Source organism: Acetobacter tropicalis (assembly GCF_030644465.1).
In the GTDB taxonomy this organism is placed as follows: Bacteria; Pseudomonadota; Alphaproteobacteria; order Acetobacterales; family Acetobacteraceae; genus Acetobacter; species Acetobacter tropicalis.
In genome coordinates this window covers 803,139-823,061 of sequence record NZ_JAUYUW010000001.1, presented here as the reverse complement: position 1 = coordinate 823,061, position 19,923 = coordinate 803,139, and the positions used below count along the sequence as shown (strand labels likewise).

Annotated in this window: 16 protein-coding genes and 1 tRNA gene; 11 read left to right on the top strand and 6 right to left on the bottom strand. The window is 58.0% G+C overall.

The window, feature by feature from the left end; genetic code table 11:
* Positions 1 to 49 precede the first annotated feature (49 nt).
* A complete protein-coding gene (locus tag QWU00_RS03630) occupies positions 50 to 949 on the top strand; it encodes a DMT family transporter (RefSeq protein WP_035380542.1) in 900 nt (299 codons plus the stop codon).
* 25 nt (positions 950 to 974) lie between these two features.
* Here the strand turns inward: QWU00_RS03630 and QWU00_RS03625 are convergent, their stop codons facing one another.
* Positions 975 to 2,021 (bottom strand): ABC transporter substrate-binding protein, encoded by a 1,047-nt coding sequence (locus QWU00_RS03625; protein WP_035380488.1) that lies wholly within the window; start codon positions 2,019 to 2,021, stop codon positions 975 to 977.
* Between the two features lie 121 nt (positions 2,022 to 2,142).
* On the opposite strand from QWU00_RS03625, the gene QWU00_RS03620 reads away from it, so the two are divergent.
* Positions 2,143 to 2,218: transfer RNA gene (locus QWU00_RS03620), tRNA-Asn, on the top strand.
* Between the two features lie 285 nt (positions 2,219 to 2,503).
* On the opposite strand, the gene QWU00_RS03615 is transcribed toward QWU00_RS03620, so the two are convergent.
* The 3 genes from QWU00_RS03615 to QWU00_RS03605 form a co-directional block, all read right to left on the bottom strand.
* Positions 2,504 to 2,854, bottom strand: a complete 351-nt coding sequence (locus QWU00_RS03615; protein ID WP_035380486.1) for a RidA family protein — start codon at positions 2,852 to 2,854, stop codon at positions 2,504 to 2,506.
* Between the two features lie 49 nt (positions 2,855 to 2,903).
* The gene (panC, locus tag QWU00_RS03610; RefSeq protein ID WP_035380485.1) at positions 2,904 to 3,743 is read right to left on the bottom strand and encodes a pantoate--beta-alanine ligase; all 840 of its coding nucleotides are present in this window, start codon (positions 3,741 to 3,743) and stop codon (positions 2,904 to 2,906) included.
* A gap of 88 nt (positions 3,744 to 3,831) precedes the next feature.
* Complete coding sequence (locus QWU00_RS03605; RefSeq protein ID WP_035380540.1) at positions 3,832 to 4,887, bottom strand: aldo/keto reductase; 1,056 nt, start codon at positions 4,885 to 4,887, stop codon at positions 3,832 to 3,834.
* A gap of 358 nt (positions 4,888 to 5,245) precedes the next feature.
* On the opposite strand from QWU00_RS03605, the gene dnaE reads away from it, so the two are divergent.
* The 8 genes from dnaE (at position 5,246) to recO (ending at position 15,885) form a co-directional block, all read left to right on the top strand.
* Positions 5,246 to 8,665, top strand: coding sequence for a DNA polymerase III subunit alpha (dnaE, locus tag QWU00_RS03600; RefSeq protein ID WP_006558746.1), 3,420 nt, complete (start codon positions 5,246 to 5,248; stop codon positions 8,663 to 8,665).
* 183 nt (positions 8,666 to 8,848) lie between these two features.
* Complete coding sequence (locus QWU00_RS03595) at positions 8,849 to 10,261, top strand: anthranilate synthase component I family protein (protein ID WP_035380483.1); 1,413 nt, start codon at positions 8,849 to 8,851, stop codon at positions 10,259 to 10,261.
* Entirely contained in the window at positions 10,258 to 11,115 is an 858-nt protein-coding gene (locus QWU00_RS03590; protein ID WP_052051377.1) for an aminotransferase class IV, read from the top strand. The genes QWU00_RS03595 and QWU00_RS03590 overlap by 4 nt, the downstream gene beginning before the upstream one ends.
* Before the next feature lie 146 nt (positions 11,116 to 11,261).
* A complete protein-coding gene (locus tag QWU00_RS03585) occupies positions 11,262 to 11,639 on the top strand; it encodes a hypothetical protein (protein WP_052051376.1) in 378 nt (125 codons plus the stop codon).
* A 307-nt stretch (positions 11,640 to 11,946) separates the two neighbouring features.
* The gene (locus QWU00_RS03580) at positions 11,947 to 13,050 is read left to right on the top strand and encodes an aromatic ring-hydroxylating dioxygenase subunit alpha (RefSeq protein ID WP_035380482.1); all 1,104 of its coding nucleotides are present in this window, start codon (positions 11,947 to 11,949) and stop codon (positions 13,048 to 13,050) included.
* 160 nt (positions 13,051 to 13,210) lie between these two features.
* On the top strand, positions 13,211 to 14,002 hold the full coding sequence (gene rpsB / locus QWU00_RS03575) for a 30S ribosomal protein S2 (RefSeq protein ID WP_035380481.1): 792 nt from the start codon (positions 13,211 to 13,213) through the stop codon (positions 14,000 to 14,002).
* Positions 14,003 to 14,126: 124 nt separating this feature from the next.
* On the top strand, positions 14,127 to 15,032 hold the full coding sequence (tsf, locus tag QWU00_RS03570) for a translation elongation factor Ts (RefSeq protein ID WP_035380479.1): 906 nt from the start codon (positions 14,127 to 14,129) through the stop codon (positions 15,030 to 15,032).
* 19 nt (positions 15,033 to 15,051) lie between these two features.
* Entirely contained in the window at positions 15,052 to 15,885 is an 834-nt protein-coding gene (gene recO, locus QWU00_RS03565) for a DNA repair protein RecO (RefSeq protein ID WP_035380478.1), read from the top strand.
* Between the two features lie 75 nt (positions 15,886 to 15,960).
* Here the strand turns inward: recO and QWU00_RS03560 are convergent, their stop codons facing one another.
* Positions 15,961 to 16,959 carry an alpha/beta hydrolase gene (locus QWU00_RS03560; RefSeq protein WP_231551704.1) on the bottom strand — a complete coding sequence of 333 codons (999 nt, stop codon included), beginning with the start codon at positions 16,957 to 16,959 and terminating at the stop codon, positions 15,961 to 15,963.
* A gap of 157 nt (positions 16,960 to 17,116) precedes the next feature.
* Here QWU00_RS03560 and parC point away from each other — a divergent pair, with 157 nt between their 5' ends.
* Complete coding sequence (gene parC, locus QWU00_RS03555) at positions 17,117 to 19,324, top strand: DNA topoisomerase IV subunit A (RefSeq protein ID WP_035380474.1); 2,208 nt, start codon at positions 17,117 to 17,119, stop codon at positions 19,322 to 19,324.
* A gap of 153 nt (positions 19,325 to 19,477) precedes the next feature.
* On the opposite strand, the gene QWU00_RS03550 is transcribed toward parC, so the two are convergent.
* On the bottom strand, positions 19,478 to 19,783 hold the full coding sequence (locus tag QWU00_RS03550; RefSeq protein WP_140329641.1) for a hypothetical protein: 306 nt from the start codon (positions 19,781 to 19,783) through the stop codon (positions 19,478 to 19,480).
* Between the last annotated feature and the right edge of the window lie 140 nt (positions 19,784 to 19,923).

Below are 19,923 nucleotides of genomic sequence, written 5' to 3'. Positions count from 1 at the left end.
GCTGCAAACTATGAACCGGATTCATCCCACCTCTGTGTCGCCAGTCAAGATGCTCTCCCGTCAGGAGATGATTTTGATTGGCATTACCATGTTGTGGGGGGCAACGTTCCTCATCATTCATAATACCATGCGCCATACCGGCCCGCTTTTTTTCGTAGGGGTAAGGTTCATAACGGCGGGTATCATGTCCGTGGTGCTGTTCCATAAATCGCTGGGCGGGTTCCGGCGGCATGAGGTCAAGGCCGGGGCCTGTATCGGGGTGGCGGTGTTTCTTGGCTACAGTCTGCAAACTCTGGGGTTGAAAACCATTCCCAGCAGCCAGTCCGCCTTTATTACGGCATTGTATGTGCCAATGGTTCCGTTTCTGCAATGGGCGGTCCTGCGCCGCAGGCCCCATGCCATGAGTTGGGTTGGCGTGGCCTGCGCCTTTGTGGGGCTTGTGCTGCTGACAGGGCCGAATGCCGCCACCGGCCTACAGTTCAGTGCCGGAGAAATCTCCACGCTGTTGTGTGCATTGGCCATTGCCGTGGAAATTATTCTGATCAGCCGCTTTGCGCCGGGCGTGGATAGCCGCCGGGTGACCATGGTGCAGCTTCTGGTGGCGGGGATGCTGGCTTTTTGTGCCATGCCGTTTGCGGGTGAGGCCGTGCCTGCCTTTTCCTGGGTTTGGGTAAGTGCTGCGGTCGGGCTGGGAGCCATGACAGCCATTATCCAGTTTGCCATGAACTGGGCGCAGAAAACCGTCTCCCCGACCAGAGCAACCGTGATCTATGCGGGTGAACCCGTATGGGCAGGGTTGGTAGGGCGCATGGCGGGAGAGGTTCTGCCGGCCTCTGCTCTTGTGGGGGCAGGGCTGATTGTGGCGGGCGTACTGGCTAGCGAACTGCGCTTGCCCCGTAATCGCAAAAGGACGGCTGCCTCATCAATCGAGATAAAACAAGCGCAGTAGCGCAAACACCGGCCCGGCCAGAGCTTTACCCGCGCAGTACGTTGCGCGTGTAGCTTTTTGCCAGATCAGCCGCACTTTCCGCTTCGGGCAAAAGGGAGATTAGCTGGAGTTCATCACAATACTGGGCCATCTGTTCGCGTAGGGCGTGGCCGGTCACGGGGCGGATTGTTGGCTCACTGTTCAGCATGGCCAGCACGTTGTCAGGGGTCATAGTGGGGGTATCATCCGCAATCAGGGTGGCGGCCTCGCTCCGATGGGTGTTGGTCCACTTTGCAGCATCGCGCAGGGCGAGGGTGAGGGCGGTTGCGGCATCCGGGTCTTCTTCAAAAGCGCTGGCGCTCACGCCTAAAATCAGGTTGGTACGGTCCGCATAATGACCGCTGTTGCTGCTAACCAGTTCGGCAAACAGGCCATCGCTCTGATTAAGGAGCTGCCATGCCAGCGGATCATGCGCTACAACGGCATCCAGTTCCTTGCGTTGGACAGCACCCAGAAGTTCTTCAGCGGGCAGGGTTTTCCAGTTCACGCCAGCCATGGCGTTAATGCCCTTGCGGCGCATCATGATGGCAAAGAACAGTTTATCCGCGGCATTCAGGTCTGGCACGCCTACGGGGCGGTTAAGGAGATGATCCAGCCGGGTCACGCCAGAACCGCGGCGCACCAGAAGGCGGAACACGCCGGGTTGAATGCCCAGCACAAGGCTGGCTTGCAGCCCCGCGTGCAGCCGGGGTAGCCATGTCAGCGCCGGGGCAACGGCATAGGCTGCCTTGCCATGTGCCAGCGCATCCAGCGCTTCAGAACCATCCAGAAAATCTCCGGCAGTTTCCAGTTCCAGACTGTAACGGGCAAAAAAGTCTTTCTGATACGCCACGGCCAGCACCGGGGCCGTGGTGGCGTGGGGCCATGCAATGGTGAGCTTTCTGTAACGGCCATCTGGCTGCTTGTGCGGAGGCCGGTGGGCGCGGTGGAGTTCATAACCGCCCACACCGCCTGCCATGGCCAACCCCGCAAGGCTGGTAAACAGAATACGGCGGCGGAAAACCGGGCTGGAAGAAGGTCCGTTTGTGCTCATGAAGTCCTTCCTACACCGTGTTTTTCCGGGTGTCGTCCTGCAAGGGAAACCGGAAATGAAAAAAAATGGAAAAAGGGGCTTTACGACCCGCCGGGAACCCGGTTATACGGTGCCTCGCTGATCCCGAATAGCTCAGTTGGTAGAGCAAGCGACTGTTAATCGCTGGGTCGTAGGTTCGAGTCCTACTTCGGGAGCCAGCCAGATTTTCCCCTGACAATTTAAACGTACTGCCTTGTCTAGCATAAAATTATGCTTGCATGTGGGCCGATAATGCCGCCGCTTTGTTGCGGTTGCGGTTGCGGTTGCGGTTGCGGTTGCGGTTGCGGTTGCGGTTGCGGTTGCGGTTGCGGTTGCGGTTGCGGTTGCGGTTGCGGTTGCGGTTGCGGTTGCGGTTGCGGTTGCGGTTGCGGTTGCGGTTGCGGTTGCGGTTGCGTGGGGCGGAGGCAGCTTTCAGAAAAGCCGCCTCCTTTCGGTCCTGCTACTCAGCGCAGGGCGGCGATGCCTGTCAGTTCCACGCGCCATGCGGGGTTGGCCAGTTTGGCTTCCACAGTTGCGCGGGTCGGTTTGTTATTGCGGTCCAGCCACGCATCCCAGGCGCGGTTCATAGCGGCCATATCGCTCATGTCAGCCAGAAAGATCTGAACAGAAAGCAGGCGGCTTTTATCCGTGCCAGCCTTGGCCAGCAGGGCATCCACCTGCCGCAGAATATCGGCCATCTGGCCCTCGGCATCCAGCGAGGCATCATCCGCTACCTGCCCGGCCAGATGCACAAGGCCGTTGTAAATAACGGCACCCGTCAGGCGTTCTTCGGGCTCAAGGCGTGTAATGGTCATGAATAAGGGCTTTCTTGGTGGGGTTGGGGGTGTCTGGAGCAGAATTGGCTCAGCACAGGGGCATGTTATCAATCAGCCGGACATCGCCAAGGCTTGCCGCCACAAACAGGCGGGCTGTGGGGTCTGATGGCTGGGTGAGCTGGAGGTTTTTTTCTGAGCGCAGTTCAAGGTAATGCACCGTGAACCCGGCTTCTTCCAGATCATGCCAGCATGTTTTCAGGCAAGCTTCCAAATTTTTCCCTGCCTTCAGTTCTGCAATACATGTTTGCAGGCTGGCGGGCAGGTGGGCGGCGCGGTCCCGCTGCGTATGGCTCAGCCTCCGGTTGCGGGAGGACAGGGCAAGCTGGTCTGCCTCACGCACGGTGGGTACCGGCAAAATGGAAACCGGCAGATCCAGATCCTGCACCAGGCGACGCACAATGCACAGTTGCTGGAAATCTTTTTCACCAAAAACGGCAATATCTGCACGGGTTTGCATGAATAGCTTTGTTACAATTGTGGCCACGCCGTTAAAATGGCCGGGGCGATCATTCCCGCACAGCATGGCGTCTAGCCCGGAGACAATAACGCGGGTTGAAAAGCCGGGAGCGTAAATCTGTGTTTCATCCGGCGCGTACAGAATATCTACCCGTCCGGTTTTTTCCAGTAACGCGGCATCTGCTTCCAGCCCACGGGGGTAGAGGTGAAAATCATCCGGGTTGTTGAACTGGATAGGGTTAACAAAAATGGTCACAATACGTCGGGTGGCCTTGCCATCCAGCGCTGTAACCAAGGCAAGATGGCCTGCATGGAGAGAGCCCATGGTGGGAACTACGCCAATGGTCTCCCCCGCGCGCTGCCACTCCGTGACACTCTCAGCCAGTTCCTGCCTTGTTCTAACAAGCTTCATTGTGTGTCCTGATAAGCAAAAGAAAAGGGCCGCTACGGGGCTGGGTGGCGTTATCCCATGCCCCGTGCTTGCCCGGAATGCTTTTATTTTACTGCTTTTTTGTAAAAGGTGCCAGAAGCAGGCGGTCGGCAGGGCTCAGGCGGGCAGTGGCAGTGCTGGCCTGATGCCAGTAAGGATAAAGCAGCGGCGGTTTGCTGGCCTCATCCAGCCGCTTGATCTGATCTTCAGAAAGCGTGAGGCTGGCAGCTTTCAGGTTATCTGCAAGCTGTTCATCCGTGCGGGCACCAATAACCACGGATGTTATGGCTGGGCGATGCATGGTCCAGGCCAGTGCCACCTGCGCGGCGGAGACGCCCAGTTCTTCCCCCACAGCCACCAGCACTTCTACAATATCAAACAGCTTTTCCTTGTCATGCACCGGGGGTTCGCCCCAGTTTTCAAGCTGCCGCCCTTCTGGCATGGGCTTGTTGCGCCGATATTTGCCCGAGAGAAGCCCCCCGGCCAGCGGGCTCCAGACCTGCACGCCAATGGATTTATCCACCGCTATGGGCAGCAGTTCATACTCTGCTTCACGCGCTTGCAAGGTATAGTGAATCTGCTGGGCCACCGGGGCGATCAGGCGGTTCTGCTCAGCAATGGAGAGCGCCTTCATCAGATGCCAGCCGGAGAAGTTTGAAACACCAGCGTAGCGGATCTTGCCTGCTTTTGTCAGCGTATCCAGCGCTTCCAGCGTCTCGTCCAGCGGGGTGATGCCATCCCACTCATGCAGGTAATAGAGATCAATGTGATCACGCCCCAGCCGTTTCAGGCTGGCTTCACAGGCGGCAATCAGATGATAGCGGGAAGAACCCTCTCCATTTGGTCCATCATCGGTGCGGAAGCGGGCCTTGGTGGTTACCAGCGCTTCCTTGGTGCGGCCCTTGAGCGCCTGCCCCAGAATGGTTTCTGATTCGCCCGAGGAATAGATGTCCGCCGTATCAAACATGTTGATCCCGGCATCCAGACATTGGTCAATCTGGCGCGAGGCACCTTTTACATCGGTGTTGCCGGTCTTGGCGAAGGCCCCTTTGCCGCCAAAGGTCATGGTTCCCAGTGTGAAGGCGGACACAAGCAGACCGGAACGGCCTAGCTGACGATATTGCACGTTTTTGTACTCCGTCACGTTTTTGTAAGCCCATACCCTTGGGGAGGGGGCGTGCCATGGCAAGGGCAGGGCAGCGTAACACACGGGTTTTTGAGCCTGATGAATGGCTGCTCCGCAGAGCTTGCAAGGGCGGAAGAAAGTGGGAGCACTCTGTTTTCTGTGGCCGCTGTGTCAGCCCGCGCGGTCACGGAGGGCTGTAGGAGGGCGACATTGGGCGCGGAGGAGAAGCGCATGGGGAAGGGCGTAGGTATCTTCCCTTCCGCGCGGTTTCCGCACGCATAAAAAAGAGGGCGCATGGGGTGCCAAATAGGGGCCTGCAAGAGGTGAGATTTCGGGCGGGCTGTGGTAGGATCAAAGGATGTCTTACGCTGATTTTGTCCATCTCCGTGTTCATTCCGCTTACTCCCTCAGTCAGGGGGCCATTCGTGTGCCAGAACTGGCGGGGATGGCGAAAGACATGCAGATGCCCGCCGTGGCCATTACGGATTCGGGCAATCTGTTCGGGGCGTTGGAATTCTCGCAGTACTGCACCAAATCCGGCATACAGCCCATTATTGGCTGTCAGGTTGGTCTGCCATCCCGGAATGACAAACCCGGCAGCCCGGCGGAACCCATTGTGCTTCTGGCCCAGAACGAGGTGGGGCTGACCAACCTTCAGTTTCTCTCCTCTGAAGGGTTCAAGGAATCTGATCCGTCTGATCCGACTGTGCAGTTGAAAACGCTGTTCGAGAAATCGGAAGGGCTGATGCTGTTTACCGGCGGCACACGCGGCCCGCTGTTCCAGATGCTGGCGGAAGGGCAGAAGGAAGAGGCCGAACGCTGGCTGGCGCAGATGCATGAAGCGTTTGATGATCGGCTGATTGTGGAACTGCACCGCCACAATCTTGCTATTGAAAAGGCCGTGGAGCCCGGCGTTCTGGCTCTGGCCAATCAGTTTGGCCTGCCGCTGGTGGCGACTAATGAATGTTTCTTCCCCAAGCCTGAAATGTATGAAGCCCATGATGCGCTGATCTGTATTGCGCAGGGCCGCACCATGGCCGAGCGTGATCGTTGGCGCGTGACGCCGGAACACTGGTTCAAGCCGCCTGCCGTCATGCGGGAACTGTTTGCCGATCTGCCGGATGCCTGTGACAACACGCTGGAAATTGCCCGCCGCTGCGCCGTGAAGGTGGAAACGCGCAAGCCGCTGCTGCCCATCTGCCCCAAGGTGCGTGAAGGGGCCACAGAAGATGAAACCCTGCGCGCCATGGCGTGGGAAGGGTTGGAAAAACGCCTTGCGGGCATGAACGTGGATGAGGAAACCCGCAAGAAATATAGCGATCGTCTGGCATTTGAGCTGGATATTATCTCCAAGATGGGCTTCCCCGGTTACTTCATGATCGTTGCGGACTTCATCCAGTGGGGGAAGGCGCATGATATCCCGGTGGGGCCGGGGCGTGGGTCGGGTGCAGGTTCTCTGGCCGCATGGGCGTTGACCATCACAGATATTGATCCGCTGCCGTTCAATCTGCTGTTCGAACGGTTTCTGAATCCTGAACGTGTGTCCATGCCTGACTTTGATATCGACTTCTGTCAGGACCGGCGAGACGAGGTGATAGCCTATGTGCGGCGTGAATACGGGGCGGACCGTGTGGCGCAGATTATCACGTTCGGAAAACTGCAGGCCCGTGCTGCGGTGCGTGACGTGGGGCGTGTACTGGGGCTGCCTTATGGCATGGTCAACCGCGTTGCGGAACTGATCCCCAACAACCCCGCCAAACCTGTTACCTTGAAGGAAGCCATAGCGGGCGAGCCCAAATTGCAGGAGATGCGTGAAAGCGATGAATCCCTGCGCAGGCTTCTGGAAATTGGCCAGCAGATTGAAGGGCTTTTCCGCCACGCCAGTACACATGCCGCAGGTGTTGTGATTGGTGACCGCCCACTGGTTGAACTGGTGCCACTCTACCGAGACCCGAAGAGTGACATGCTGGTCACCCAGTACAACATGAAGTTTGTTGAACAGGCCGGGCTGGTCAAGTTCGACTTTCTGGGCCTGACAACCCTGACCATTTTGCAAAGGGGCGTTGGTTTCCTCAAGAAAATGGGCATTGAGGTTGATCTCAGCCGCATTCCGCTGAATGACCCTGCAACGTATGAAATGCTCAGCAAGGGTGACACCGCAGGCGTGTTCCAGTTTGAAGGCGCGGGTATGCGCGACGTTCTCAAACAGATGCGTCCTACCCGGCTGGAAGATCTGATTGCCGCCGTGGCGCTGTATCGTCCGGGGCCGATGGCGAACATTCCCGATTACTGCCGCCGGAAACATGGGGAGGCGTGGGAGCCCCCGCACGAGGAAATCCGCGATATTCTTGAAGAGACCTACGGCATTATGGTCTATCAGGAACAGGTGATGCAGATTGCCCAGAAAATGGCGGGCTACAGCCTTGGCGGCGCTGACCTTCTGCGCCGTGCCATGGGTAAGAAAATCCGTGCGGAAATGGATACGCAGCGCGAGATCTTTACAGAAGGAGCCGTAAAACGCGGCATTGATCGTGACAAAGCCGTTGAGGTGTTTGACCTCATGGCAAAATTTGCTGACTACGGCTTTAATAAATCTCACGCGGCAGCATACGCACTTGTTTCCTACCAAACAGCGTGGATGAAGGCTAACCATCCTGTTGCCTTCCTTGCGGGCTGTATGTCCCTTGCGCGGGAACGCACGGAAAAACTTGCGGCCCTGCGGCAGGAAGCCGAGCGTATGGGCATCAAGGTGTTGCCGCCGGATGTTAATAAATCGGAAGCCGATTTCTCGGTTGAGACATTGCCTGATGGTACCAACGGTATTCGCTACGCGCTGGCAGCTATCAAGAAGGTAGGGTTCAGCGCCATGGAGGCGCTTGTTGCCGCACGGGGCAACAAACCGTTTAAGGACATAACGGATTTTGCCACACGGGTGGACCCGAAGCAGATCAACCGCATGCAGATGGAAAATCTGGCCAAAGCGGGGGCCTTTGAGTGTCTGGATAAAAACCGGGCGCGTGTGTACCGCTCTGCTGATACCATTTTGCGGCGGGCGCAAAGTCAGGCGCAGGAAGCGGCGTCCGGCCAGATTGGCCTGTTTGGCGGTGGTGGGGATGTGGAGCCCCTGCGCATGGTGGATGGTTCCGACTGGCCGGAGTTTGAACGGCTGGCCATGGAAGCAGAAGCCATTGGCTTTCACATGACGGCCCACCCGCTAGACGCCTATGGCCCGGTTCTGCGCCGGTTGGGGGCAACAAAATCGTCAGCTCTTCTGTCTGCTGCGGAGGCCGGGGTAGGGCGTGTCAGCATTGCCGGATGTGTGGTGGACAAGAAAGAACGCCCAACCCGCACGGGCAACAAGATGGCATGGGTGCGCCTGTCTGATGCTTCCGGCGGGTGTGAAGTGACCGTGTTTTCTGAAGTGCTCAGTCGGGTGCGGGAAAGTCTGGTGCCGGGCACAGCGGTTCTGGTCAAAGCGGACCTGAAACTGGAAGGCGAAGCCCTGCGCATTACGGCCAGTGATATTATGGAGCTGGAGCAGGCCGCGGCACAGGGTGCGAGCGAAATGCGCGTGTGGGTGGAGCGGGAAGATGCGCTGGCCCAACTGAGCGCCCTGCTGAACGAACAGCGCGGCGGCCCCGGTCGCATTGTGTTGATGCCGGGGCTGGATGAAACCTGTGATGTGGAAGTGCGCTTGAAAGGTGGCTACCGCGTAACTCCTCTGCTTGGCCAAAAACTGAAGACACTGCCGGGCATTTCCCGTGTCGAGCAGGTGTGACGCCAGACAGAAAAATGGGGTCGGGGCTCTCTGTTTATAGCGCGGCGTATTGGGCGAATGCACCACGCTTTTCAGGTAAGAGAACAGGCGTGAAAGACAGTAAGCCTGCGGCAGAGAGGACCGGGCGTTGATCTCCTCCTCAGGCGCTTTTTATGGTTTTCCGCACAGGAGCCCGAAGGGAGCATGAAGAGCGTGCGTGTGTGGGCGCGTGAAGTGCCATGGCGGGAGCCGGAAACGGTTTTTGCCGCATGGGGAGAGGCTCCATGGTGCGCGTTTCTGGATAGCGGCGGTCCGGTGGTGGATAGAAGTCGCTGGCAGATTTTCTGCACGGCGCCACGCCATGTTCTGAGCGTGAAAAACGGTCTGATTATTCAGGATGCCGAACCTGCCGTTCCCTTTACACCCTCCGATCTCTTCGCCCGGCTGAGGCGTATCATGCCTGCCGCCATACGGGTGGACAACGAAACGGGCACTTATGCCCTGCCGTTTCATGGGGGATGGATTGGTTTTGCAGGCTATGGGCTAGGGCAGGTTCTGGAACAGATCAGGGTGGACCATCGTGTTTCAGATGAACCGGATTTTGCCGCCGGGTTTTATGATCACGCGTTTCTGTGGGACCGTCTTGAAAAACGTGCCTTTATTACCGGGTTATTCACCAATGAAACGGAAGGCGTTCCAGCCTCCGAACCATGGCAGGCGCATGTAACAGCCTGGCATGCTCTGCCTGCGGTTTCTGCTGCCTGTGCGCCGCTGCCAGCCGTCACGTTTGTGCCGGATCAGCCACGAGAGTTCTATTGCGCGGCGGTGGCGCGGGCGCGGGATTATATTGCGGCGGGTGATATTTTTCAGGTGAACATCACGGGCCGATATAGCAGCCATTTTCCTGAAGATTTTTCAAATGTGGCGCTTTATCTGGCGCTGCGTCAGCATGCTCCGGCGCCTTTTGGGGCGTATCTTGGGTGCGGGGGTGGCTATGCGCTGCATTCCACATCGCCTGAACAGTTTTTGCAGGTGAATGCGCAACGGGGCGTCACGTCCCGTCCCATCAAGGGTACAGCCCCACGCGGGCGCACGCCAGAGGAGGACAGCGCTTTTGCCGCCGCTCTGGCTCTGGATGAAAAAGAACGTGCTGAGAACCTGATGATTGTGGATCTGATGCGTCATGATATCGGGCGGGTGGCGCGGGTAGGGAGCATGAGCGTGCCGGAGTTTCTGGCGGTGGAACGCTTTGCCCATGTGCATCATCTGGTGTCTGAAGTGCGAGGGGAGTTGGCCGCAGGGCGGGACGTGTTTGATCTGCTGCAAGCCACCCTGCCGCCGGGGTCTGTGACCGGCGCGCCCAAACATAGAGCCATGGAAATTATAGAAGAACTGGAAGCCTCTCCACGCGGAGCATATTGCGGTAGCGTGTTCTGCATCGGGGTGGAGGGCAGGATGGAAAGTTCCGTCATTATCCGCACGGTTACGCGCGTGGCAGACCGCCTGATGCTGGCATCGGGTGGAGGGATTACCATTCTTTCCGATCCTGAAAAGGAATATGAGGAAATGCGTTTGAAGTTGGCTCCCTTCTTTTCCTTGTTTGGTGGTGCGGCATGACGTTTGTCTGGCTGAACGGGCAGGTGTGTGTGGCCGCGCAGGCCCATGTGAGTCTGGCGGACAGAGGGCTGACGCTGGGAGACGGCCTGTTTGAAACAATACGTGTCAAGAACGGAAACCTTCTGCATCTGGATAAGCACATGCAGCGTTTGCAGGGGGGAAGTGCCGTGCTGGCTCTGCCCGTCCCTTCAGGCGAGGAGGTAGCGCAGGCGGCAAAAGCGCTTCTGGCGGCAACAGGGCTGCAAAACGGCTCAGCGCGCCTTACGGTGACACGGGGCGTAGGGCCGCGTGGCCTTGCCCCACCGCAGGATGTTCGGCCGACTGTTTTCATGACCGTTGCGGCAGGTACAGCGCGTGTGGCATCAGTCTCGGTCATGACAAGCCGGTTGGTGCGGCGGGATGAGCAATCTCCGTTGAGCCGTATCAAAAGTCTGAATTATCTGCCCAATATTCTGGCACGGCAGGAAGCTGTGCGTGCAGGGTATGAGGACGCCTTGCTGCTGAACGTGCAGGGGCGTGTGGCGGAAACAACTGTCAGCACTGTTGTGGTTCAGGAAGAGGAGCGGTTTATCACGCCCTCGGTGGCGGAAGGCGCATTGCCGGGCATCGCGCGGAGCGTGCTGTTGCGCGCTGGTGTGATGACAGAAGAAAGTGTGGATTTATCTCGTCTGCAACAGGCAAAGGCCCTTTATCTTGTCAACAGCCTGGGGGTGCGTGTGGTATCTCTGCTTGATGGGCAATGGATGGAACCTTGTGCGTCCGGTTTGCGCCGGTTGTGCACGCTGTTGGATGTGGCGCAGGGAGGGGTAGCTGGCGCGCGGAAAGGTTCCGTTTCAAGCCATGGCAGAACGTGAGAGCAGTGTTGCCCCGCGCGGACAGGGACGTGGGACATTTGCAAAGACTGCTTGCAAGATAAAACGTCTTTGAAAGGAACTTCTGCAAAACTGGTTAGTTAGGTGATGAGGCTTCTCTATTATAACAGAACACAGAGAGACACATCATGGCTATCCGCTTCTATTCGCTTCTGCTGGGAGCCACACTTGTTGCGGCTCCGGCCTTTGCTCTGGCACAGGATGACAGTGGCAAACCCCCTACGGCAGATTCCGCGGCCGCTCAGGTTGGTAAATCACCACCTGCGGCACAGGACAAAGACGGTAAACGGATTGATCCATCCAAAAAGCTATGGACCAACCCGCGCACGCAGGCCGAGCAACCGGGCACGCAGCCTCCGCCGAATGACAGGCCAGCCGATTCCACGCCAACCACCAAGGAATCCATTACGCCACCTCATGCTTACCAGCCCGGCAAGTATCAGGGTGGCAAATATAGCCGCCAGAAACCCACGCCTCCTCATACGGAAACACAGCCTCAGAAGTGATAAAGCGGCTTCCGGGTAACTGTTAGACCCTGCTGTTGTGACAGTGCAGGTTTCTACAGGGGCTCCTGCGGCCCTTTTCAGGAGCTTTCCATGACGCTGCCTTTTCCTTGCGGCTTTGGTGCTTGCGGGGGAGGCAGCTTTTTTGCGTGACGTGATAGGCACGCCTCTTCTTCATGGGCTAATCTGGCATGCAGAGGCCGGGGTTGTATGATGGCAACCACAGGCTCAATCGTAACATGCAGGAATTGTGTGAGGTTGTGTTCGCACCGAACAGCAGCCTCTGGTCATGGGAAAGGACGGGCACGCCATGCTGGTGGAAGCTTCTCGGAGTGAAACGGCTCAACAGGCTGAAGCGCCGGAATATGATCTTCGGCAGATCGATAGTAATCCGAATTTCTGGTACCCGGTGGCGTGGGCGCACAAGGTGCGTCCGGGCAAGGCTTTCCCCACCCGCTATGCTGGCCACCCCATTGCGCTGATCCGCCCGGAAAAAGGGCCGGTTTATGCACTGGAAGATCGTTGCGCGCATCGTCAGGTGCCCCTGAGCAAAGGGCTGGTGGAAGGCGACTGCATCAAGTGCTGTTATCATGGCTGGGCGTTTGACCGCGCAGGCAAATGCGTGACCGTGCCCTACCTGAACCGTTCGGATGTGGGGCGGCCCGTGCGGGCGTATCCATGCCGGGAAAAGGCGGGCCTGATTTTCATTTTCCCCGGAGATCCCGCTCTGGCCGAGAGTGTGCCGGTGCCGGATATCGCGCAGGTAGGGAATCCGGAATACAAGACGCGCCAGTTCGGCCCGCGTCTGAAATGCCACTACACCTTCATGCATGAAAACCTGATGGACATGAACCATCAGTTTCTGCACCGCCGCCAGATGGGCTCCATCACGGCGCGTTTTCTGGGGCAGGACAAGGGCGAGAACTTTCTGGAAGCCCGTTACAGCTTTGCCCGCAAGGGCGGCAACCAGCCGCTGGCCGAAGCCCTGATTTTTGGTAAGCACCACGATCTGGAAGGGCGGGAGCAGCCGGTGGAGGAAGTGGTGTCCATCCGCACCACCTACCCGTATCAGACGCTGAAAATTCATGACAAGGACGGTGATCTGATCATGGATCTATGGGCCTGTTATGTGCCGCTGGGCTCTGACCAGCAGGGCACGCAGGCGTTTGGTCTGTTGTCTGTCAAGAAACCCAAATGGGGTTTTCTGCTTGATCTGGCATGGCCCGCGCTGGGGCTGTTCACGCACCGTATCTTTGAAGAAGACCGCGAGATTGTGGAGCTTGAGCAGAAAGCATGGCGTGAACTGGGTGGGGACCACAATGTGGAAGTGTTCCCCATCGTCAAGGCGCTGCGGGCTCTGCTGACCCGTGGGGGCGTGCCCAACAAGGCAGCCAGACCGCTGAAAAAGGGCTGAAAACACACTTTTTGCCTTGCATGGGCCAGCGAAAACCGCCATATCGGCATCGCTTGGCCCAGGCCGGGACGACGCACGCGAAGCCTTCACCCTCTGGTGTCCTGTTCACGCAGGGCAGTGCTTCGCGGAGGATTAACCAGAATGGTAGGAAAAACGCCCCATGGCGATGCCTGATTTCACACTCCGTCAGCTTCTGGAAGCTGGCGTTCACTTTGGTCACCACACCCGCCGGTGGAACCCGCGCATGGAGCCGTATCTGTTCGGCGTGCGCAACCAGGTTCACATCATTGACCTGCAGCAGACCGTTGGCCTGCTTGACCGCGCCCTGCAGGCAATCCGCAACACTGTTGCCGGTGGAGGCCGCGTTCTGTTTGTTGGCACCAAGCGCGCCGCAGCCGAACCGATTGCTGAAGCCGCCAAGCGGTGTGGCCAGTATTATGTGAACCACCGTTGGCTGGGCGGTATGCTCACCAACTGGAAGACCATCACGGGTTCCATCAAGCGTCTGCGCCAGATTGAAGAAATGCTGGACGGCGGCACGGCCGGTCTGACCAAGAAAGAAATTCTTGATATGACCCGCGACCGCGACAAGCTGGAACGCTCCCTGGGTGGTATCAAGGAAATGGGCGGCCTGCCCGATATCCTGTTCATCATCGACACCAACAAGGAAAAGCTGGCTGTTGAAGAAGCCAACAAGCTGGGCATTCCGGTTGTGGCCATTCTGGACAGCAACTCTGATCCGAAGGGCGTGACCTTCCCGATTCCGGGGAATGATGACGCCATCCGCGCGATCTCCCTGTACTGTGATCTGGTGTCCTCCGCTGTTCTGGACGGGATTTCCGCTGAACTCGGCGCTTCTGGCCAGGATTTCGGTGCTGCTGAAGAGCTGCCGATTGATCCGGCTCTGGAAACGGAAGCAGCTCCTGCTGCTGAAGCTCCGGCTGCAAACTGAAGTTGACTGACAGGCGGGCCTTTTGCCCGCCTGTTTCAGATAAGATGGGTGCCTGCGCGCAGGCACAAACAGCCCGGTGCGCGCCCCTACACGGGCGCGTTCCGGTTTTTAAGGAGTGACAGATATGGCGGCTATTACCGCTGCACTGGTGAAGGAACTGCGCGAAAAGACCGGCGCAGGCATGATGGACTGCAAAAAAGCGCTGAACGAAGCCAATGGTGAAATTGAAGGCGCCATTGACTGGCTGCGCACCAAAGGTCTGGCTGCTGCTGCCAAGAAGTCCGGCCGTACCGCTGCTGAAGGTCTGGTAGGCGTTGCGTCTGAAGACAAGAAAGCCGCCATGGTTGAGGTGAACGCCGAAACCGACTTTGTGGCCCGTAACGAAGCCTTCCAGAACTTTGTGGAAAGCGTTGCCAAGGTTGCCCTGAAGGTTGGTGAAGATCTGGAAGCCATCAAGGCCGCTACGCTGGAAACCGGCCGCACGGTTGCTGATGAACTGACGCACCTGATTGCCACCATTGGCGAAAACATGTCCCTGCGTCGTGCCCGTGTGTTCACGGTGCCGTCTGGCGTTGTGGCAACTTATGTGCATGGCGCGCTGCGTCCGGGCCTGGGCAAGATTGGTGTTCTGGCTGCCATTGAAGCCCCCACGGCTGATGATGCCATTGAACAGCTTGGCCGTCAGGTTGGCATGCATGTTGCTGCTACCCGTCCGTCTTCTCTGGATGTGACCAGCCTGGACCCGGAAGAAGTTGAGCGTGAACGCGCTGTTCTGGTTGAACAGGCTCGCGCTTCTGGCAAGCCGGAAGCGATCATCGAAAAGATGATCGAAGGCCGTATCCGCAAGTTCTATGAAGAAGTTGTTCTTCTGGAACAGGTGTGGGTGCATGATGGCGAAACCCGCGTGAAGAACGTGCTGGAAAAAGCTGGCGTGAAGCTGGTTGGCTTTGACCGCTTCCAGCTGGGTGAAGGCATTGAAAAGGAAGCCGATGACTTTGCTGCTGAAGTAGCGAAAGTCTCTGGCGTCTGATTTCAGGCGAACCTGACTGATGCAACAGGGCGGGACTTCCCAGGATAGGGAGGCTCCCGCCCTTGTGCTTTCTGCCTTCCCGTTGGGGGAGGTCAATGCCCGCGTGCATGTGCTGACCGAAGAGAATGGTCTGGTGCATGCCGTGGCGTACGGCGCACGCTCCCGTGCAGGGAGTGCGCTGTGGCAACCCGGCAATGTGGTGAAAACCCGGTTTCAGACCCGCAGCACAGGCACCATGCCCCGCCTGTCTGGCGAAATGCTGTACGGGTGTGGTTTTCGGCTGCTGGATGCGCCGCTGGCTTTGTCCATGATGCAGTCTGTGTGCGTTTTGGCTGATACGGCCCTGCCAGAAGGCGAGCCTTGCCCGGCTCTGTTTGCCCATACTCTGAAATTGCTGACTTTTCTGGGAATGGACCCTGCCGTGTCCGAACAGGAAGGGTTGCCGCATGTTGTGCGGTGGGAACTGGCGCTTCTGGCCGATCTGGGGTTCGGGCTGGATCTCTCCTGTTGCGCGGTGACAGGGGCAACGGAGGGACTGGCCTATGTTTCCCCGCGCACAGGTAAGGCTGTGACGGAGGAGGTTGCCGGGGAGTGGAAAAACCGCCTGTTGCCGCTCCCGGCGTTTCTGCTGTCTGATGAAGAGACGGGCACGAAGCAGGACTGGTTGGCTGGCCTCCGTCTGACCAGTTATTTTTTGGCGCGGGACGCCTACGGGCAACGCCATAGACCCATGCCCGCAGCGCGGGAACGGCTGGAAGAGCGTGTGGCGCGTCTGGCCGACGCTGAAGAAAAGGCTGAGACGCTTGTTGAGCATGATCAGCCGCCCGAAAAAAGTGCTGACCCTTCCGAGTGAGGGGGATGAAGATCACTCCCGCAGGGGAAGACGCTCCCGTTCTCTCATAACGCCTCCTTCAGCAGTTTCTGGATGTTAGCTGATGAATGACTGCTCGTGCAGGAACTGTTCCGCCAGATGGGGCCATGTGAGGGTTGGGGTGCCGGGGCGGCCTAGCCCAAAGCCATGACCACCGGAGGCAAAAAGGTGCCGGGTGACAGGCACGGCATTCTGCTGACATGCTTGCTCTAACAGGGCTGTCTGGCCCGGGGCGGCAATCGGGTCATCCGCAGCCTGAACCAGAAAGAACGGCGGGCTGCCGTGCCGAATGTAAGGGGGAATGGACCATGCCCGCGCATCTGCCTGCGTGGGGTGCGGGCCGAGTAATGTGCGGCTTGTATGCGTATGGTTGTATGGCGGTTCCAGAGAAATGATGGGATATGCGAGGAGCGCCAGCGCTACCTTGATGGGGGCGGTGTCTGCGGTATCCGTGGGGGAGTAGGTCTGCCAGTCAGGGCGGGTGGCACATAACCCCAGCAGATGTCCTCCGGCAGAAAATCCCAGAATACCAATGCGGTCAGGGTCAATGCCATACTGGCGGGCATGGGTGCGGAGCAGCCGTATGGCGCGTTGGGCGTCCTGAAATGGCGCGAGGGACGCCGCATGCCATCCTTCCATAGGCAGCCGGTAGGTGAGCACCCCTACGGTTATGCCGAGTTTTTGCAGCCAGCGTGTGGCGGGCGTGGCTTCCTTGCGTTGCGTGATGTGTTGATATCCTCCCCCTGCCGCCATGATCATGGCCGCGCCATTGGGGCGGGCCGGACGGTAGATCTGAAGCGTGGGCGCGGCAATACGGGTGAGAGAGCCGTTAGCGGAAACAAGCGGTGCGAGGTTTTCCGGGCCGCCTCCGCCGGGTGGTGTGCCGGGCCACAAGGGCAGGAGGGTAGTATCGGGCAGGGAGCCAGGTGGTGTGCGGATTGCAGCCGGTTCCGCGCGGCCTGTTACGGCAGGGCTGAGGGCTAGCGTGGTCAGAACCGTTCTGCGCGTAACCCGGAACATGGCGTATCCTTTCTGGCACAGGAAACGGAGGAACATGACAGCATATGGCTCCCGTCAGAGCCAGACCATGCACAAGCAGCGCGAAGAAAGTCTATCACCTTTTCCGACTCTTTGCTGAGGGCTGGAACAAAAGGGCAAGCAACGCTATGTGTCCAGGCGGGCGAGAGCCTGCACAGTGTCCGGGGAGCAGGAAATGAGCGAGACGTTTGAAGGCCATGTGGAAGAGACCAAGCTGGCGGATGCGCTGAGCGAACGGTATCTGGCCTATGCGCTGTCCACTATCATGTCCCGCTCTCTGCCGGATGTGCGTGATGGGTTGAAGCCGGTGCACCGGCGGTTGGTGTACGCCATGCACCAGTTGAAGCTGGACCCTTCGGCGGGCTTCAAGAAGTGCGCCCGCGTGGTGGGGGATGTGATTGGTAAGTTCCACCCCCATGGCGATGCCTCTGTTTATGAAGCGCTTGTGCGTCTGGCGCAGGATTTTGCCGCCCGCTACCCGCTGGTGGAAGGTCAGGGCAATTTTGGCTCGATTGACGGCGATAACGCCGCCGCCATGCGATACACCGAAGCCCGGCTGACTGAAGTTGCTCGTGCGCTGCTGGATGGCATTGAAAACGATGCCGTGGATTTCCGCCCCACCTATGATGGAGAGGAGCAGGAGCCGGTTGTGCTTCCGGCAGCCTTCCCGAACCTGCTGGCCAATGGGGCATCCGGTATTGCGGTGGGTATGGCCACCAGTATTCCCCCGCATAACGCGGCGGAAGTGTGCGCAGCTGCTGCCTTGCTGGTGCGCAAGCCCCAGAGCACCACGGAAGACCTGCTGAAGCTGATGCCGGGCCCGGATTTTCCCACAGGCGGCCTGATTGTTGAAGATTCCGACGCCATTCTGAAAGCCTATGAGACCGGGCGCGGCAGCTTCCGCATGCGTGCCCGTTGGGAAGTGGAGCAGGGCCGATTTGGCACGTGGCAGATCATTGTTACGGAAATTCCGTATCAGGTGCAGAAATCACGCCTGATCGAGCAGGTGGCAGATCTGCTGGAGCAGAAAAAGCTGCCGCTGCTGGGGGATATCCGGGATGAAAGCACGGATGTCATCCGGCTGGTTCTGGAGCCCAAATCGCGCGGGATAGAGCCGGAAGTGCTGATGGAAACCCTGTTCCGGGCCACGCAGCTTGAAAGCCGTTTTGGCCTGAACATGAACGTGCTGGGCGCGGACCGTGCGCCGGGCGTTCTGGGCCTGAAGGATGTGCTTCAGGCATGGCTGGACCACCGGCACGAGGTTCTGGAACGCCGCAGCCGCCACCGGCTGGAGGCTGTGGAACGGCGGCTGGAAATTCTCAGCGGCTTTCTGGCCGTCTATCTGAATCTGGATGAAGTGATCCGCATTATCCGTGAAGAGGATGATGCCAAGGCTAGCCTGATCAGCACGTTCTCGCTGACGGATATGCAGGCAGAGGCTGTGCTGAACATGCGGCTGCGCAGCTTGCGCCGTCTGGAAGAGATGGAAATTCGCAAGGAGCATGACAAGCTCTCGGGCGAGCGGGATGAGCTTCTGAAACTGCTGGGTGATGAAAAGCTGCGCTGGTCCCGCATTGGCCGGGAACTGGATGGCATGGTCAAACAGTTTGGGGCCGGTGCACTGGGGCAGCGCCGTAGCACGCTGCTGTCCGCGCCCAAGCCGGTTGATATCTCTGTGGTGGAAACGGTGGAGCGCGAACCCATTACCCTGATCCTGTCTCAAAAGGGCTGGGTGCGGGCCATCAAAGGCCATACGACTGATCTGGAAAACCAGAAGTTCAAGGAAGGCGATGGTCTGAAACTGGCAGTGCCGTGCCAGACGACCGACAAGCTGTGCTTCTTTGGCACGGATGGGCGGGCCTTTACCCTCAAGGGGGCAGATCTGCCGCGTGGCCGTGGTGATGGTCAGCCGGTGCGCCTGCTGTTTGATCTGGGCAATGATGAAGATTTGATAGCGGTTTTTGCGGTCAAGGAAGGGGCAAAACGGCTTGTGGTATCCAGCGCAGGGCGCGGCATGCTGGTGGAAGAAGACAGCATGGTGGCCGAAAAACGTTCTGGCCGTCAGGTGCTCAATCTGAAGGAAGGCGAATACGCCAAGATTTGCAGCCCGGCGGAAGGTGATCAGGTTGCTGTGTTGGGTGATAATCGCCGCTTCCTGATTTTCCCGGCTGAGCAGTTGCCCGTCATGGGCCGGGGGCTGGGCGTGGCGTTGCAGAAATATGCAGATGGTGGTTTGCGGCAGGCCATGGTTTTCTCCTCCACGGATGGCCTGCTCTGGCCCGGTGCGGTGCGGGTCCGGCAGTTTGCGGATTTGCAGGACTGGGTGGGCAAACGTGCAGCAGTAGGCAAAAATGCTCCACCGTGGGCGGTTAAAAAGGCCTGACCGGGTAAAGGGCGACAACCCCAGCATGGTGCAATGGAAATGGGGCAGTCTGAAGACATAAGAAATAGGCTATAATATTATTTATTAAGCCTTTTCTTATGGCTCTTCAGGGAGGCAGTAGTAAAACGCTGAGACAGCGGGCTGAGGCATTTTTTAATGACATGCCTGCCCGATACTTAGTAATTTATTTCCACTATATTTTATCAGGAAATATTTATCTGAATGGATTTCTACCTCAAATTTTTTGTCGGGTGTATCTTGGGGTATTGAAAGTATCTTTTTTGTTCCTTCCTTTGAAGAAAGGAGCAGAGACATTTTAACAGAATGCGCGGTGGCCTGATAATCAGCTTTTTCTATTTTCGCGCATATTTCGCTTTGCGGTGCAGCATATACGTTTGAGACACTGCAAAACGAAAAATACAAACTGCAAATAACCATTGCTGTTCTGAAAAATGTCATTGCTGAATTCCCCAATGTTCTCATGCAAAGAGAGTATATGCTTCTAGCGTAATAAAATATCTACCGAGTTGTCATGGGTTTTATTGGATGCATGGACGCATTTTTTCATGAACACACGAGGCCTGAGAGCTTGATTTTAT